General features: G+C 39.8%; 13 protein-coding genes. 10 read left to right on the top strand and 3 right to left on the bottom strand.

Going from position 1 to position 16630, the window contains the following annotated elements:
• Positions 1 to 89: 89 nt before the first annotated feature.
• The gene (locus ACT29I_RS09740) at positions 90 to 815 is read right to left on the bottom strand and encodes an energy transducer TonB (RefSeq protein ID WP_444793314.1); all 726 of its coding nucleotides are present in this window, start codon (positions 813 to 815) and stop codon (positions 90 to 92) included.
• A gap of 422 nt (positions 816 to 1237) precedes the next feature.
• Here ACT29I_RS09740 and ACT29I_RS09735 point away from each other — a divergent pair, with 422 nt between their 5' ends.
• From ACT29I_RS09735 to dnaJ, 7 genes are all read left to right on the top strand, one after another.
• Positions 1238 to 3529 (top strand): ATP-dependent helicase, encoded by a 2292-nt coding sequence (locus tag ACT29I_RS09735; RefSeq protein ID WP_444793313.1) that lies wholly within the window; start codon positions 1238 to 1240, stop codon positions 3527 to 3529.
• Between the two features lie 164 nt (positions 3530 to 3693).
• Positions 3694 to 4311 carry a DUF4290 domain-containing protein gene (locus tag ACT29I_RS09730; protein WP_430935530.1) on the top strand — a complete coding sequence of 206 codons (618 nt, stop codon included), beginning with the start codon at positions 3694 to 3696 and terminating at the stop codon, positions 4309 to 4311.
• Between the two features lie 75 nt (positions 4312 to 4386).
• Positions 4387 to 5691, top strand: coding sequence for a UDP-N-acetylglucosamine 1-carboxyvinyltransferase (murA, locus tag ACT29I_RS09725; protein ID WP_430935532.1), 1305 nt, complete (start codon positions 4387 to 4389; stop codon positions 5689 to 5691).
• A gap of 530 nt (positions 5692 to 6221) precedes the next feature.
• On the top strand, positions 6222 to 6752 hold the full coding sequence (locus ACT29I_RS09720) for a TlpA disulfide reductase family protein (protein ID WP_430935534.1): 531 nt from the start codon (positions 6222 to 6224) through the stop codon (positions 6750 to 6752).
• A gap of 219 nt (positions 6753 to 6971) precedes the next feature.
• Entirely contained in the window at positions 6972 to 7508 is a 537-nt protein-coding gene (locus tag ACT29I_RS09715; RefSeq protein ID WP_430935536.1) for a peroxiredoxin family protein, read from the top strand.
• 281 nt (positions 7509 to 7789) lie between these two features.
• Positions 7790 to 8401 carry a nucleotide exchange factor GrpE gene (locus tag ACT29I_RS09710; RefSeq protein WP_430935538.1) on the top strand — a complete coding sequence of 204 codons (612 nt, stop codon included), beginning with the start codon at positions 7790 to 7792 and terminating at the stop codon, positions 8399 to 8401.
• Positions 8402 to 8422: 21 nt separating this feature from the next.
• The gene (gene dnaJ, locus ACT29I_RS09705) at positions 8423 to 9577 is read left to right on the top strand and encodes a molecular chaperone DnaJ (RefSeq protein WP_430935540.1); all 1155 of its coding nucleotides are present in this window, start codon (positions 8423 to 8425) and stop codon (positions 9575 to 9577) included.
• Positions 9578 to 10137: 560 nt separating this feature from the next.
• Here dnaJ and kbl read toward each other — a convergent pair.
• A complete protein-coding gene (gene kbl / locus ACT29I_RS09700) occupies positions 10138 to 11325 on the bottom strand; it encodes a glycine C-acetyltransferase (protein WP_430935542.1) in 1188 nt (395 codons plus the stop codon).
• Between the two features lie 225 nt (positions 11326 to 11550).
• Positions 11551 to 11931: a hypothetical protein gene (locus ACT29I_RS09695; protein WP_444793312.1), complete on the bottom strand. Its 381-nt coding sequence runs from the start codon at positions 11929 to 11931 to the stop codon at positions 11551 to 11553.
• Positions 11932 to 12446: 515 nt separating this feature from the next.
• Here ACT29I_RS09695 and porG point away from each other — a divergent pair.
• The 3 genes from porG to ACT29I_RS09680 are packed head-to-tail and all read left to right on the top strand — an operon-like array spanning position 12447 to position 16592.
• On the top strand, positions 12447 to 13193 hold the full coding sequence (gene porG, locus ACT29I_RS09690) for a type IX secretion system protein PorG (protein ID WP_430935546.1): 747 nt from the start codon (positions 12447 to 12449) through the stop codon (positions 13191 to 13193).
• Positions 13194 to 13216: 23 nt separating this feature from the next.
• On the top strand, positions 13217 to 13960 hold the full coding sequence (locus ACT29I_RS09685; protein ID WP_430935548.1) for an isoprenyl transferase: 744 nt from the start codon (positions 13217 to 13219) through the stop codon (positions 13958 to 13960).
• A 22-nt stretch (positions 13961 to 13982) separates the two neighbouring features.
• Positions 13983 to 16592 carry a BamA/OMP85 family outer membrane protein gene (locus ACT29I_RS09680; RefSeq protein WP_430935550.1) on the top strand — a complete coding sequence of 870 codons (2610 nt, stop codon included), beginning with the start codon at positions 13983 to 13985 and terminating at the stop codon, positions 16590 to 16592.
• The last annotated feature ends 38 nt before the right edge of the window (positions 16593 to 16630 follow it).

Raw genomic sequence — 16630 nt, 5'->3', positions numbered from 1 at the left:
TATTAAAAGATTTTGTGGATTAAAGACAGACAAATCCGGAACTGACAAGACAATGAGATCTTACTTGACTTACCATAAAGATAATAAGATCACAGCGAAATGTCAACCAATTCTATTTGTGCCTGATAAGCCGGGTCAAGCAAACTTTCAAACTCATTTAGCTTTTCGGTCTTCAGCATTTCATTTCCAACCTGTTCGTAGGTTGCGGCTTGCCAGAATACTACAGAAGGTTCTGATGGTAAGAATCGTTCAGCAGTCTCTAATAGTTTTATGGCCGACTTTAATTTGTTGTTGGCTTTTTTTAAGGCTCTTGCCTCAGATAAAGTCAGGCTATTCTTTAGATTAACAGCCGCATGGTATTTTTTTACGGCGATTTGAAGATTAGCGTTTCCCTGTTCTTTTAATGTGCCATGGGCAGGGTCGTAAAAGCTAATAAAAATTTCTCTCTGCATTTGTGCGGGAGTTCCGTTAACCATTCCGGGCCTCCACATGCCCGAAGTTGATTCGATGCTTTTAAGCACGGCATTGTCCGTAGCACTTGAAACCGAGTTTTTAATGGTGAAGTTACTTAAAGTGCCATCCGCGTTGATGGTAAATAAAACGTTTACAACACCTTCACTGTAATTTGCGTTTCCTTCCAGGTCATACTTCAAATATTGACATATGGCCGAACAGTCTGATTCATCGTCGTAATACCAACTGGAAGTACCGTTGAATTTTGGTGATTCTACTATATTTTCCGAAAGTCGCGTCATTTGGGCAAATGACAAACATGCAATAAGCATCGCGCAAGTTGCTAATATAATCCTTTTCATAACATCTAATTTTAAAAGTTTATAATTCAATTTTTAAAATCCAGTTTGCTTCGTTTAGCTATCCTGGAGGATGTATTACTGAGGATTTAAATTAAAGACAATACAAAATTACTTTAAACTTTATGGTTTGTCCATACTCAATGTTGAGTATGGTTCTATTAAAGTGCAGTATATCAAACGGATGGTATTGAAAAAAAATAATAAAATTAATATAAATTAACATTGTATAAGGTGAAATGACCAATAATAAATAATTGCGGATTTAAAAAAAGTGAATTAATGATGATGCTAAACCAGCAAAGTATTGGAGGCCAGTAAAATTTACCAACATACTCGTGCGTTGATGAATATTTGTTTTAATCGTATCTATTTCACATGCCATTTTCTATATCTTTGCATATATTTTAAAAAACGAAATATTAGTGCAAAAATATCTTGAACAATTAAATCCGGCGCAGCAGGAAGCGGTAGTTACAACTCAGGGACAGTCATTGGTGATCGCAGGAGCCGGTTCCGGCAAAACCCGAGTGTTGACATTCAGGATTGCTCACTTGCTTACGCAAGGGGTACCCCCGTACCGAATTTTGGCGTTGACCTTTACCAACAAGGCAGCAAAGGAGATGAAGGAACGTATTGCTACCATTGTGGGCGGAGATATTGCAAGGAATTTATGGATGGGTACATTTCATTCTGTTTTTGCACGGATACTTCGAAGTGAGGCCAATAAATTGGGCTATCCTTCATCATTTACCATTTATGACACCGCCGATTCCAAGAGTTTGCTCAAGTCTATCATCAAAGAGATGAAACTGAACGATAAAGAGTATAAGGTGGGTTCGGTACTCGGGAGAATATCGGCAGCTAAAAATGATTTGGTAACACCTGCTGCCTATGCCCGCGACCAGCATCGTATGATGGAAGACCAGGCATCCCGAAAAAGTATGATATACGAAATTTATGCCAGGTACATGCGCCAATGTTACAAATCTGGGGTGATGGACTTCGATGATTTGTTGCTGAATACCAATATTTTATTTCGTGATTACCCCGAAACGTTGCAAAAATACCAAGATAGGTTTCAATATATAATGGTAGATGAGTATCAGGATACGAATTACTCGCAGTATATTATCATTAAAAAATTGGCCGAAAAGCATGGCAATATATGTGTAGTTGGCGATGATGCTCAGAGCATTTATAGTTTTAGGGGTGCTAAAATCGAGAACATTCTAAATTTTAGGAATGATTATCCCGATTATAAGCTTTTTAAACTAGAACAAAATTATCGCTCGACACAAAATATAGTAAACGCTGCAAATAGCATCATAGAGAAAAATACAAGGCAGATAAAAAAAGATGTTTTCTCCGAGAAAGACCACGGAAGTAAGATAAAGATTCATAACGCCTATTCCGATATTGAAGAAGGATATATTGTAATCAACGACATCAAGGATAAAAAGCTTAAGCAAAATTGTGAATATCGCGATTTTGCGATCCTGTATCGTACCAATGCGCAATCCCGTATCTTTGAAGAGGCCTTGCGAAAAGGAAATATGCCCTATAAAATATATGGCGGACTAAGTTTTTATCAGCGAAAGGAGATCAAAGATTTATTGGCTTACTGTCGTGTAACGGTAAACCCTGCCGATCAGGAAGCTTTAAAGCGTATAATTAATTACCCTGCCCGGGGAATAGGTAAAACTACACTTGATAAAATAGAAACAGCAGCTTCTGCAAGCGGTAAGAGTATGTGGGAGGTTTTGGTGTCTTTGGAGAATACGGCAAAATTGTTTAATGCCGGCACCCAACGCAAACTGAACTCGTTTGTTGGGTTGATCAGCGGTTTCTCGGCCGGTATCAACCAACAATCCGCATACGAGCTGGTAATGGAGATCGCCACACAGAGTGGTATGATGAAGGACTTGTACCACGACCGGACTCCGGAAGCTGTTGCACGTCAGGAAAATATCCAGGAACTCTTAAATGGTATCCAGGAATTTACAAACAACCGTCTGGAAGAGGGCGGAGAAACAGGGCTTGTCAATTTTCTGGAAGAGGTTTCCTTGTTGACGGATCAGGACAATGAATCGGATGACGATATAAATAAAGTTACCTTGATGACTATTCACTCCAGTAAAGGGTTGGAATTTAAAAATGTATATGTGGTTGGCGTTGAAGAAGGGCTTTTCCCATCCACTATGACGCTGGATAGTGAACAAGGAGTGGAAGAGGAACGCAGGTTGTTTTATGTGGCTGTAACCCGGGCCAAAGATAGCGCCACAATTTCTTTTGCACGTACACGTTATAAGTACGGTGAGTCGGCATTTTGCAGGCCCAGCCGTTTTATCGCAGAAATAAATGAAGAGTTTGTCGAGTTCTCCGGTGGACAGGCAAAAATTCCCGGGCGACCTGGAAGGTTTGCGCCCAAACAGACTGAACGGCCTTCGCTGGGAGGTTCCCAACAAGTTAGGAATCCGGGTTATAATTTTAAAAAAGTGGGCAATCAACAGTCTTCCACAAAGTCTGTTGCGTTTAAAGGATCAAGCTCGGGTAACCTTAAGCCTGGGGTAGCCGTAGAACATATTCGTTTTGGTAAAGGTAAGATTGTTAGTGTTGATGGGCAGATGCCAAATGCAAAAGCTACCGTAGACTTTGAAAATGCGGGCGTTAAACAATTACTTTTAAAATTTGCCAAACTAAAAATTTTGGGTTAGATTTGTGGCCATAGTACTGCATGATATATACATGTTTACTGCACAATTTACAATTAAAGCCCCCAAAATCCGAACTGTTTTAATCAAAAAGTTAGCTTTTTAAATAGCAAGGGTTTTAATAATATCTCAAAAGATTCATTTTAGAGAAGAGATTTTTATTGATTATGGATTATAATTCGAATAGGAAAAAGTTGCTTTTGCCTGAGTATGGGCGTCATATTCAAAAAATGGTGGACCATTGTGTTTCCATCCAGGACATAGAAGAAAGAACCAAGTGCGCACATTCCATTATTGGAAATATGGGAAATATGTTTCCGCATTTACGCGATGTAAACGATTTCAAACATAAGCTGTGGGATCATTTGGCCATTATGTCCGATTTTAAATTGGAAATCGAAACGCCATTTGAACTTCCTGAAAGGGAAACATTAAATGAGAGACCCAAAAAACTAGCTTACAACAATCAGCGTATCAAATACCGTCACTATGGACGTACCATTGAACATATGATTGATAAAGCTGCCGAGATGGAAGATGGCGAGCATAAAAAGCATTTGATTATGCTGATCGCCAATAACATGAAGAAATCGCTGATTACGTGGAACAAAGATTTCCCCGGTGATGAGCGTATATTTAATGATATGAGAAAGATGTCGGGAGGAAAACTTGACATTGGTGACGACATTAAAATTCCGGAACAAAGGGATAATCAAGTGAGTCCAAACCGCAACAAGAAGAAGCGTACTTTTAAGCGTCACGACGACCGCAGAAGCAAATCTTAGTTGAGTTACATGCAGGACTTGACGTATTTAAAGTATGAAGTCGATTCTAAAGGCTAATTTTATAATCCTAAATTAATGCACTGTTTCGAAATTGAAGGAGGGCACAAGCTTTCCGGCGAAATTACCCCACAAGGGGCTAAGAATGAAGCACTACAGGTTATATGTGCGACCTTACTGTCAAGAGAAGAAATTGTTATCAGCAATATCCCCGATATTGTTGACGTAAATAATCTGATCAACTTACTGGGCGATATAGGTGTAATAATCAATCGGGTAAGTAGGCATACCTGTTCCTTTAAGGCTGAAAATATTGATCTGGATTATCTTCAAAGCCGGGAATTCAGAAAAAAAGCGTCATCCTTGCGTGGATCCATTATGATTATGGGGCCACTTTTGGCACGTTACGGAAAAGCTTATTTCCCAAAGCCCGGAGGCGATAAGATTGGGCGTCGCAGATTGGATACCCACTTTATTGGATTTGAAAAGTTAGGTGCCAGTTTTCATTATAACCCCAACGAAATATTTTATAGTGTTGAGGCCGATGCATTAAAAGGTGCGTATATGTTGTTGGATGAAGCATCAGTAACGGGTACTGCCAATATTGTTTTGGCCGCTGTGCTTGCCCAAGGTAAAACAACCATATATAATGCCGCATGTGAACCTTATTTACAGCAGTTATGTAAGATGTTGGTGAGCATGGGCGCCCAAATAACAGGGATAGGGTCTAACCTTTTATATATTGAGGGAGTAGAAAGCCTGGGCGGATGTAAACACCGCATTTTACCTGATATGATTGAAATCGGTAGTTTCATTGGAATGGCCGCCATGACTGGTTCTGAGATCACGATCAAAGATACGGCATACGACGAATTAGGAATTATTCCGGATGCGTTCCGGAGAATGGGAATTAAGTTGGAGCGCAGAGGAGATGATATTTATATTCCAGAACAAAAGGAGTATGAAATAGAAACTTTTATCGATGGCTCCATTATGACTATTGCCGATGCTCCTTGGCCGGGACTGACACCTGATTTGCTGAGCGTTTTTCTGGTAATAGCTACCCAAGCCAAAGGAAGCGTACTGATACACCAAAAAATGTTTGAGAGTCGATTGTTTTTTGTGGACAAACTGATTGATATGGGCGCACGTATTATTTTATGCGATCCACACAGAGCCACAGTCATCGGACTAAACAAAGAAACATCGTTGAGGGGTACCACTTTAACTTCACCTGATATCAGGGCAGGAGTGGCATTGTTAATAGCTGCTTTATCGGCTAAGGGTAAGAGTGTTATCCAAAATATCAATCAAATAGACAGGGGATATCAGAATATTGATGAAAGGCTTCAAAAGTTAGGCGCTAAGATTAAAAGAATTTAAGAGCAATATTTATACATGGTATTCAAGGGTTTCATCGTTGTGTGAAACCCTTTTTTTGTGCTTCTCAAACTTTCCCAAAATATTTAAGCCTTAAAAAGGATGATGTAAGGTGGATAGGGTTCTTTTTATCATGAAAATTTTTCAAGACATTTGGTTACAAAATTGAGTGATTAAAATCTTTTAAAAGGGGAGTGTTGAAAAGGTTACATACCTTAACAATGTTTAACACGATGTGATTTCAGGGATGCTATTAGCCCAGACTTATATATGTAAGTGAATGATATACAGTGCAGTATATAAATATGATTTTGTGGTATTGCATTAACTTTTGTAGGGTAAACCCATAAAGATAATGAATAAAATATTAATTGCAAATAAATTGTTTTGGTTTTTAATGTTTTTGAATATACTTTTGACGATCGTTTTACTAACATTTGTCATGAAAACGGGTACGTTAATCTAATTTAAGATTAACTGCACTGCAATTTTTTTAAACTTTGCAGCGTGAGTATAAACCAAAATATGTATGTATGAGAAAGCTAAAACTATTACTATTGGTTGTTTTAGCAGGGCCAGGATTCTTATCGTTTATCAATGGAATACCGGAACCTTCGGTCGGTATGGGGATAGGAGATAGAGTACCTGAGTTAAGAACTACTTTACTGAACGGATCCGATTTTGATTTAGAATCATTGCAAGGAAAAATGGTTTTAATTGATTTCTGGGCCTCGTTCGATGGAGAATCTCGCGTAGAGAATCATCAAAAGATGATGCTTCAAAAGAAGTTTGCGAACAGCAAATTTCACAATGGAGAGGGTTTTGTTGTTGTATCAATCTCTCTTGACAGATTTAAATCGCCTTTAGCAAAAGCTATTAAAGAGGATGGACTTGTCAATGCCCTGCACATCTGCGACTATCAAGGAGCAGAATCGTCCATCGCAAAAAGCTTTCAGGCAAAGGAGCCAGTCAATTATCTTATTGATGGAGACGGTCGTTTGGTGGCACGTGGCTCAAGTATTAACAAAGTGGCAGCGTCACTGGAGTACCTTCACAGAAATTAATTTTCTTCTTTTTACATTTTTCGATTAAAAATATCTACAAATAACTAAGTTTGTTATTGGATTTGGATTAGGATATTTTTGTGTCCTAATTCATTTCCTTTAAAAAATTTAGGCAGGATTCTTGTTAGGATTTGGCGGGGTTTAGGACCAATGAATTAAACATTTGAGACAAACCGTTGTTTGATGTATATTTTTATTTAGGATTAATTAAGGTGAGATATGGAGAAAATAAATTTAGGAAAGTTTGGTATCGTACTGGGGATATTGTTTTTGTTGACGCTTAATTTAAGTGCCAGTGATAATGTTAAAACAGGTCTGGAAATCGGCAATAAGGCACCTGAGATTAAGCTCTTGTCCCCCAATGGGGAAGTGATAGCTTTATCTTCTTTAAAAGGCAAGATGGTGTTAATTGATTTCTGGGCTTCGTGGTGTGGGCCATGCCGTAGGGAAAACCCTCATGTGGTAGAAGCTTATAACGAGTTTAAAGACAAGAGGTTTGACAATGGGAAAGGATTTACAATTTATAGTGTTTCGCTTGATAAGTCGAAACAGAGGTGGATTAAAGCGATAGAGGATGATAAGCTGACCTGGTCGAGCCATGTGAGTGACCTATTGGGGTGGAGTTCTAAAGCAGCCCAGATTTATGGTGTTAGGGGCATCCCCGACAACTTTTTAATTGATGGTGATGGCATAATCGTTGCCAAAAGATTGAGGGGGCCTTATTTAGAGGCAGCTCTTAAAAAGTATGTCAAGTGAAACTATTGTAGATTATTATTGGATATTGGAGTATATTCAGCAGCCTAAAAAATTGAAGTGAAAATCATGGCTCAGTATAAATAATAATCGGCAGAACAATAAACGGAATTTCAACAAATATATGGCAGTGCATCGAGTGTATGTACTGCCATTGTTAGTTTTGCAATATGACATTTTGGGGATAATCCTCAAAAACGCTGTCAATTTGTCCAAAACCATGCCGATGGCAAAATAATTGTGAAGGCAAAGCGTACGTAATGAAATAAAAATAAAATAATATAATGGCAAGTAAAGAATCAAAAAAACAAAAAAAGGAGGAAGTGGTTGAAGAACAGGTAACCGTTAATGCTACCGAAAATAAGAAGGATAAAGCAGGGGAGACTGTTGGGGATGAAGTGAAGGAGGAAAGCACTGAAGATGTTCCGTCTCAAAGTGAAGAAGAAGCAAAAATCGAAGAGCTATCATTGAAGGTTTCTGAATTAAACGATAGGTATTTGCGTTTGACAGCAGAGTATGATAATTACAGGAAACGTACTTTGAAAGAGCGGATGGAATTAATGAAAAGTGCCGGGGAATCTGTGTTGAATGGTATTTTGCCGGTGGTTGACGATTTTGACAGGGCAATTTCACATATCGACGAGGCGAAGGACCTGAAGGCCGTGAAGGAAGGGATTGATTTGATTTATAACAAGTTTCAAGAGTTTCTGAAGCAGAATGGAGTGGTTGAAATTGAAGCAAAGGAAAAAGATTTTGACACGGATTTGCATGAGGCTATTACAAAAATACAGGCCCCAACTGATGAAATGAAGGGAAAAGTGATTGATTGTGTTGAAAAAGGGTATATGCTGAATGATAAAGTAATGCGTTTTTCAAAAGTTGTTGTCGGAGAATAAATAGCACCTGATATATAAGTTATGTCGAAAAGAGATTATTACGAAATACTGGAGGTATCGAAAAATGCCTCGCCGGAGGAAATTAAAAAAGCCTACCGAAAAAAGGCGATTCAATTTCACCCCGATAAAAACCCCGGTGATAAGGCGGCTGAAGAAAAATTTAAAGAAGCTGCCGAGGCTTATGAGGTGCTGAGCGACGCCCAAAAGAAATCGCGCTACGACCAGTTTGGCCATGCAGGCGTTGGCGGAGCGGCCGGCGGAGGTTTTGGTGGCGGAGGTATGTCCATGGACGATATCTTCTCACACTTCGGAGATATATTCGGAGGTGGCGGATTCGGTGGTTTCAGCGGATTTGGCGGGTTTGGCGGCGGTGGCCGTCAGCGCGTAAATAAAGGCTCAAACCTTCGCGTAAAAGTTACCCTTACTCTGGATGAGATTCTCAATGGTGTTGAAAAGAAAATTAAAGTAAAAAAATACGTTCCATGTAGTCACTGTAAAGGTTCGGGAGCAGATGGAGGAGCTTCTCACAGCACTTGTTCAACATGTAACGGTTCAGGTCAGGTTACCCGGATTTCCAATACCATATTAGGTCAGATGCAGACCGCATCTACTTGTCCTACCTGTGGTGGGGAAGGAAAAATAATTACCAACAAATGTAAGTATTGTGCAGGCGAGGGAATTGAAAAGGATGAGGAAGTAATCTCTATCAATATTCCTGCCGGTGTTGAAGAAGGCATGCAGTTGTCCGTTTCTGGAAAAGGCAATGCCGCCCGCCGTGGAGGTATTAACGGTGACTTGTTGGTCCTTATTCACGAAGAAGAGCATAGCGAGCTGGTTCGTGACGGAAGAGACTTGTTGTATAATTTATTTGTGAGTATTCCTGAAGCTACGTTAGGTGCTCCGGTTGAAATCCCAACTTTGGAAGGTCGTGTAAAAGTGAAAATCGAAGCGGGAACCCAACCAGGAAAAGTATTACGTTTGAGAGGTAAGGGACTGCCGGAAGTAAACGCCTACGGAAGAGGTGACTTGTTGGTGAAGATCAATGTATGGATACCCAAGGATATTTCTCGCGAAGAGAAAAAAGCAATGGAGAAAATGGCAGAATCAGAGAGTTTTACCCCAAAACCATCTTCCCATGAAAAGAGTTTTTTCAGTAGAATGAAGGATATGTTCTAAAAAAAAAGCCCCGATTTTTGCAAAAATCGGGGCTTTTTTTCTAAACTTTTTAGATCCCACCTAAAAACAAGCTAAGCTATATCTTTCTGTGAAGTTAAACCCGCAATCTGCATTGGAAATCCTATTGCACATTGAAATTGTTTCAAAACAAGACACTCTGCTGCTTCACTTCAACTCACCATAACGATGCTCCCGAAAGTAATCGGGACAAGTGATGCCTCGTTTCAGTAAAGCCTTGTTTTATTGCACTTTCAATGTTCACGACGAAGTGCTAATGCATAATCCGGGTTAAACTGCTTCAAAACATGGCGTTTCACTGAGTTGCTTCAACACAACAGAGCGTTGCTATGCATCTTTTCAGCAATTACTTGTTTTATGGTGTTTTAAATGCGCATTACGTATCTCAAATACATATCCGGTTTAAAGATCCGATATTGTTATGTCCCACATCGATGGAGCAAAGAGACATCATGATACCAGAAGTTTAATTCCTTCGGGAAGATGTGGGTACAGGGGTAAATGATCAATTATCAGAATAACCACAAGTAAGTCGCCACTTGCTAAATCACCTTTAGCTCTTTTCCTATTTTCACAAAAGCATTAATAGCCCGGTCGAGATGCTCTTTTTCGTGAGCTGCTGAAATCTGAATTCTGATTCGGGCTTGCCCTTTTGGCACAACCGGGTAATAGAATCCAATCACATAAATACCTTCATCCAGTAACTTGTTGGCAAACTCCTGCGAAAGTTTGGCGTCATAAAGCATTAGGGCAATTATGGCAGAATCGGTTGGTTTGATATCGAATCCTGCGGCTTGAATTTTCTCCTTGAAATATGCGGCGTTCTCAACAACCTTATCCCTGTACACTGTCGATTCCGTCAACATATCAAACACCTCGCTTGCTGCACCAACGATGGCTGGAGCCAAAGAGTTGGAGAATAAATAAGGACGGGAGCGCTGACGAAGCATGTCGATAATTTCTTTTTTGCCGGAGGTAAACCCGCCCAGTGCGCCACCTAACGCTTTGCCGAGTGTGCTGGTAATAATATCCACCCTTTCCATTACGTGATGGTATTCGTGCGTTCCACGACCGGTTTTTCCGATAAATCCGGAGGCATGGCTATCGTCCACCATTACCATACTATTGTATTTTTCCGCTAGGTCGCAAATTTCATTTAATTTGGCAATGTCACCGTCCATAGAAAAAACCCCATCGGTAACAATTATTCTATAGCGCTGTGCTTGTGCTTTCTTCAATTGTTCTTCTAAGTCGGACATGTCGGCATGCTTGTAACGGTATCGTGCAGCCTTGCATAAACGAACACCATCAATGATGGAAGCATGGTTTAATTCGTCTGAGATAATAGCATCTTCCGCGTTCAGCAGAGGTTCAAAAACGCCGCCGTTGGCATCGAAACATGCGGCATATAATATAGTGTCCTCGGTCCCAAGAAAACTGGCGATTTTTTGCTCCAGTGTTTTATGGATATCTTGGGTTCCGCAAATAAAACGAACCGAAGACATGCCGTAACCGTGGGTATCCATAATTTCCTGAGCAGCTTTAACCACCCGCGGATGCGAAGAAAGGCCCAGGTAATTGTTGGCACAAAAATTCAATACGTTTTTGCCGGTGCTAACCTTAATGTCAGCCCCTTGTGCCGTGGTTATAATCCTCTCGTTTTTATATAATCCCGACTCTTTTATCTGTTCAAGCTCGGTAATCAAGTGGTTTTTGAAGTCTCCGTACATATTTTTACAATTAAATTTTATCCAAAATTATAAAGCTAAACCAACTAAAAAAATGACATACGCAATGTATTGTTTTACATTTTGGTTAAATGTAAATTATAATGCAAGGAAAATTGGCATAAAAAATCTCCTCCTGCAAATTCAGTAAAGTCCAACTGAAGATGAATGAGGAGATATGCTTATTGTATTGCTCACCTCAGAGCGTGTTTAAAATTTTATCCTTTATTAGAAGCAATGAGCTTTTTCTCTAATGGGTTTCCAGGTTCCTGCCGGATCAATCTCAAAGGTTACGGCAATTTGATAATGTGTACCCATGTTTCCTACAAAGTTCTGATGGAATGTAAAATAACTAGTTTCGCCTGGTTCGTTTATTACATGTCGGCTATATTGAGATACTTTAAATATCTCACCGGTCGAGGCAGAAACAACCACAGCTTTTACGGACGCCTTAACCCAATCTACATGTCCATCCTTGTTGAAATGTGTCACCTGACTACCTGTAAACGTACCATAAAGATTATCTCCGTCACACTCATACATTACTCTTTCCCAGAATCCTCCTATCACTTTCCCTAACAGATTGCGCCTGTGTTGAAGTAATTGCAAAAAAGGAAATCAATAGTCCAACTACTAAAATTTTAGCTTTCATAATTAAAGATTTTTAATTAATTAATATCTGGAGTTTACAAGAATATACAAGTTACGAAATAAAGCCCTCGGGCACAATACATAAACGGCCTATTTTTAATCGGATATTCTGAGAGGACTAAACTGGTTGGTATGAAGAATAAAGGGTGTAATGTTGTGATCTTTTGGTAGTTTTAAGAGAGGTATGCCAGCCTGTGCAGGGTTACGATTCTTGTGTATATTTAGCTCTTTGTTTCTGATTTGTCTTTGTGTTAGGCACTTTCAGACGATTATTGAAAAAATGAATTAATGATGGTTTCAAGTACTTGTCGGTTTAACCGATCTTCTCGCTACAATAAAAAAGAAAATTAGAGGTTATAATAATAGGTTGCAAATGTCTGGATTGAATTTATTTTACTGCGGAGTTTTTAGTATTTATATATTACATTTGCGATTCTGGGGATTATAGAAAAACAAAAAAGCGTGTTGTTAGCATGTATTCAAGAACTAGATATAAAGTTAAACTTAGGTTAAAGGCCATTTATGTTTTTGTAGGACTGTTTGTTACCATTAGTTTTGGTGCTGCTCAGGACAAAGTTGAGCTTGGAGGCTATGTAGGAACATCTTATTATTTGGGCGACCTTAATCCTCAAAACCAATTTTATCAGCCGGGTTTATCATTTGGAGGTGTGGCACGATATGTGCTTGACGACAGGTACGCCTTGAAAGGAACCCTTGGAGTGGCAAGTTTAAAAGGAAGTTACCCGGACAACAACGTGTTGTTCCCGGAAGGTGATGTGCCCTATTCGTTTAGTAGGAAAGTAGCGGATGGAACGCTACAAATGGAGTTTAATTTTAAATCGTACGATCATCCTTTCGTAAGCACGACGAATTTTACGCCATATATTTCATTGGGCTTGGGCACAAGTGTTTATAAAAGATTTTCGACAGAAATTGGAAATAATTCTCAACAAACGGTTTTTATATTATCTTTGCCATTCGGTATTGGAGCCAAGTATAAAATAAACAAGTGGATAAGGGTGGGAGCGGAGTGGAGTTTCAGGAAGACTTTTGTTGACGATTTGGATGTGGTAGGTTCAAACCTTCCTGTAAATGCAGAGGATGCATACGGGTTTAACAGCGAAAGTAAAATCCATAATACAGATATGTACTCTGTGGCCAGTGTGCATATGACGTTTAGTTTATTTACAAGAAAGGCACAATGTAATAGTGGTTATTAAAAAAAGGCAAAGACAGATAAAATATGTCAGTAAAGGATAAACTGATAAAAGAATTATTGCCCAAACATGTGGCCATCATCATGGATGGAAACGGGCGATGGGCAAAAAAGCGCGGGAATTCGAGAGTTTTTGGGCATAAGAATGGAGTTAAAGCTGTTCGTGCTGTAACGGAAGCGGCAGCGGAGTTGGGAATAGGGTATGTTACATTATATGCCTTCTCTACCGAAAACTGGAACCGTCCCAAGCTGGAAGTCGATGCTTTGATGTCGTTATTGGTTTCGACAATTAGCTCCGAAACGAAAACCTTGATGGAAAACAATGTTAGATTGGGAGTTATTGGTAGTGTTGATACCCTGCCAAAAGACGTGCACCGCAAGTTGATGGAGTGCATGGAAAAAACCTCACAAAATACTGGTCTTACCTTAAATTTGGCGTTAAGCTATAGTTCAAGATGGGAAATCACGGATGCAATCCGCAAGATAGCCCGTAAAGTAAAAGATAATGAATTAGAACCTGATGACATTAATGCCGAAATAATCTCAAATAATTTAACCACAGCGAATATACCCGATCCCGAGTTGATGATTAGGACGAGCGGTGAATTACGCATAAGTAACTTTTTGCTCTGGCAATTGGCTTATGCCGAACTTTATTTTTGCGACACGCTCTGGCCCGACTTCCAAAAGGAAGATTTTTACGAAGCTTTGAACGATTACCAAGGCAGGGAAAGAAGGTTCGGTAAAACAAGCGAACAATTAACAAAATAGAAAAATTTAGATTCAATATATAATGCTGAAACATTTTACACTTTTCTTTATCATTCTCACCATACTCCCCACATTATCGTTTGCTCAGAATCAAGAGAGTGTACCTCTCATTAGCTATTCCGGTTCTCCCCGTAAATACGAAATAGCTGAAATTACTGTAACAGGTATCCAAAACTACGATCCTAAGATCCTGGTAAACCTTTCCGGACTAAAAGTCGGTCAAAAACTCAATGTTCCCGGCGAGAAAATTTCGGAGGCCATCAAGAAATATTGGGAGCACGGACTATTTTCCGATGTGAAGATAAAGGCATCTAAAATTGAATCCGGGAAAATATGGCTCGAAATTCAACTGCAGGAACGTCCTCGCTTGTCGGATATCAACTACTATGGGTTGAAGAAATCGGAGATAGAGACCGTAGCTGAAAAAGTGGCCATGATGAAAGGAAGTCAGGTTACGCCTTATCTGATTACACGTTCCGAGAAATATATAACGGATTATTTTGTGGGCAAGGGATTCTATAATACAGAGGTTCGTGTAGTGCAAAAGGACGATACTACCAAAATGAACCATGTTTACCTGGACATTACCGTTGATAAAAAGGAGAAAGTAAAAGTTAGGGCACTGGATTTTACAGGTAATACAGTGTTTAGCGACAGTAAGTTAAACCGTACCATGAAGAAGACCAATGCCAAAGGTAAAATCAAAAATTTCTTCCGTACCAAAAAATTTATCGACGAAACCTATCAGGAGGATCTTGTCGCCGTAATTGATAAATATAATGAGTTTGGATACCGGGATATGATCATCGATTACGACTCCATATCCAGGAACGACGACAATACCGTAGATATTAAGATAAATATTGAAGAAGGGTCTAAATATTTCTTGGGTGATATCTCCTGGATTGGGAATAGCATATACCCCGGTGAGTATCTGAGTGCCATGTTGCGACTGGAGAAAGGGGATGTTTTTAACCAAAAGCTATTGGACGAGCGTTTGTTTCAGGATGATGACGCGGTGCATAACCTTTATATGAACAACGGTTACTTGTTCTCTAATATCCAGCCGGTAGAAGTAAATGTTTATGGAGATACCATTGACTTGGAGATGCGTGTGTACGAGGGTAAGCAAGCTTCTATTAATAATATTGTCATCAATGGAAACACTAAAACGCACGAACATGTGGTTCGCCGTGAAGTTCGTACTAAACCGGGACAGCTGTTTAGCAAATCGGAATTGATTCGTACGGTACGAGAGCTGTCCCAGCTGGGGCACTTTAACCCCGAAAATATTCAACCCGATGTGCAGCCAAACCCCGAGGACGGGACCGTTGACCTGGTATATAACCTGGAAGAAAAAGCCAATGACCAGATTGAGCTCTCCGGCGGTTGGGGTGCCGGCATGTTTGTGGGTTCATTGGGGCTTAAATTCTCAAACTTCTCGGTACGTAATATATTTAATAAAGAGGCATGGCGGCCGTTGCCTACGGGTGACGGACAAACGTTGTCGTTGAGAGCACAAACCAACGGTAAGTATTATCAGTCGTACAGCTTCTCGTTTACCGAGCCGTGGCTGGGTGGCAAAAGGCCGAATTCGTTAACCGTATCGGCATACCGTTCTATTCAATCAAGTGTTTCCGATAGTTATTACAATAATTATAACAGCTATTTTAACAGTAGCTATTATGGAGGTTATGGAAGTAATTACGGCTATTCCCAATACGATGCTTCGGAGATCGATCAGCATATGAAAATTTTCGGTGTGTCCGTTGGTTTCGGAAAGCGTTTAACATGGCCGGATGACTGGTTCTCGTTATATGCCGAAGTGAGCTACCAACACTACGACCTCATGGATTGGCAATATTTTATTATGCAAAACGGGGTGTCGCAGAACTTACACTTCAAGTTTATGTTGTCGCGCAACTCCATCGATAACCCGTTGTATACACGTAGGGGCTCTAACTTTTCTTTCGGGGTGGAATTTACACCACCTTATTCAGCCTGGATGGACAAAAACTATGCGAACCTTTATGACCTAACGATTAACGGAGATACCGACGAAAGAGCAGAAGCACAGGAACAATTATACGATTATATCGAATACCATAAATGGACCACACAAGGATCGATATTTACGCCGCTTGATAAAGCCGAGAAACTCGTACTCATGGGTAAATATGAGATGGGATTCCTGGGATATTATAACGAAAACGTTCGTTCCCCGTACGAGAAATTTATGCTGGGAGGAGACGGAATGTCAGGTTATAGTATGTATGGTAGTCAAACGGTTGGACTTAGAGGATATGAAAACTCATCGTTAACGCCAAGAAACAGATATGGGAGTTACGATGGTAACATCTATAATAAGCTCACCTTTGAAATGCGATATCCGTTAACATTGCAGCCATCGGCCCAGGTTTATGCGTTGGCATTTTTAGAAGCAGGTAATGCATGGAGCGATTTTCAGGATTATAGCCCATTCGATTTAAAACGTTCTGCCGGAATCGGTGTCCGTATCTACCTGCCAATTTTTGGATTGATGGGAATTGATTGGGGATATGGATTTGATGAAGCTCAGGTTGAAGGTGCCAATGGAAGCCAGTTCCACTTTGTGATTGGGCAACAATTTTAATTGTGGTTTGATTTTTGAGATACATGAAACCAAGTGTA

The sequence above is a fragment of the Saccharicrinis sp. GN24d3 genome (assembly GCF_052400645.1).
Lineage (GTDB): Bacteria > Bacteroidota > Bacteroidia > Bacteroidales > Marinilabiliaceae > Saccharicrinis.
The sequence above is the reverse complement of the archived record's forward strand: the minus strand, read 5'-3'. Positions and strand labels throughout refer to the sequence as shown.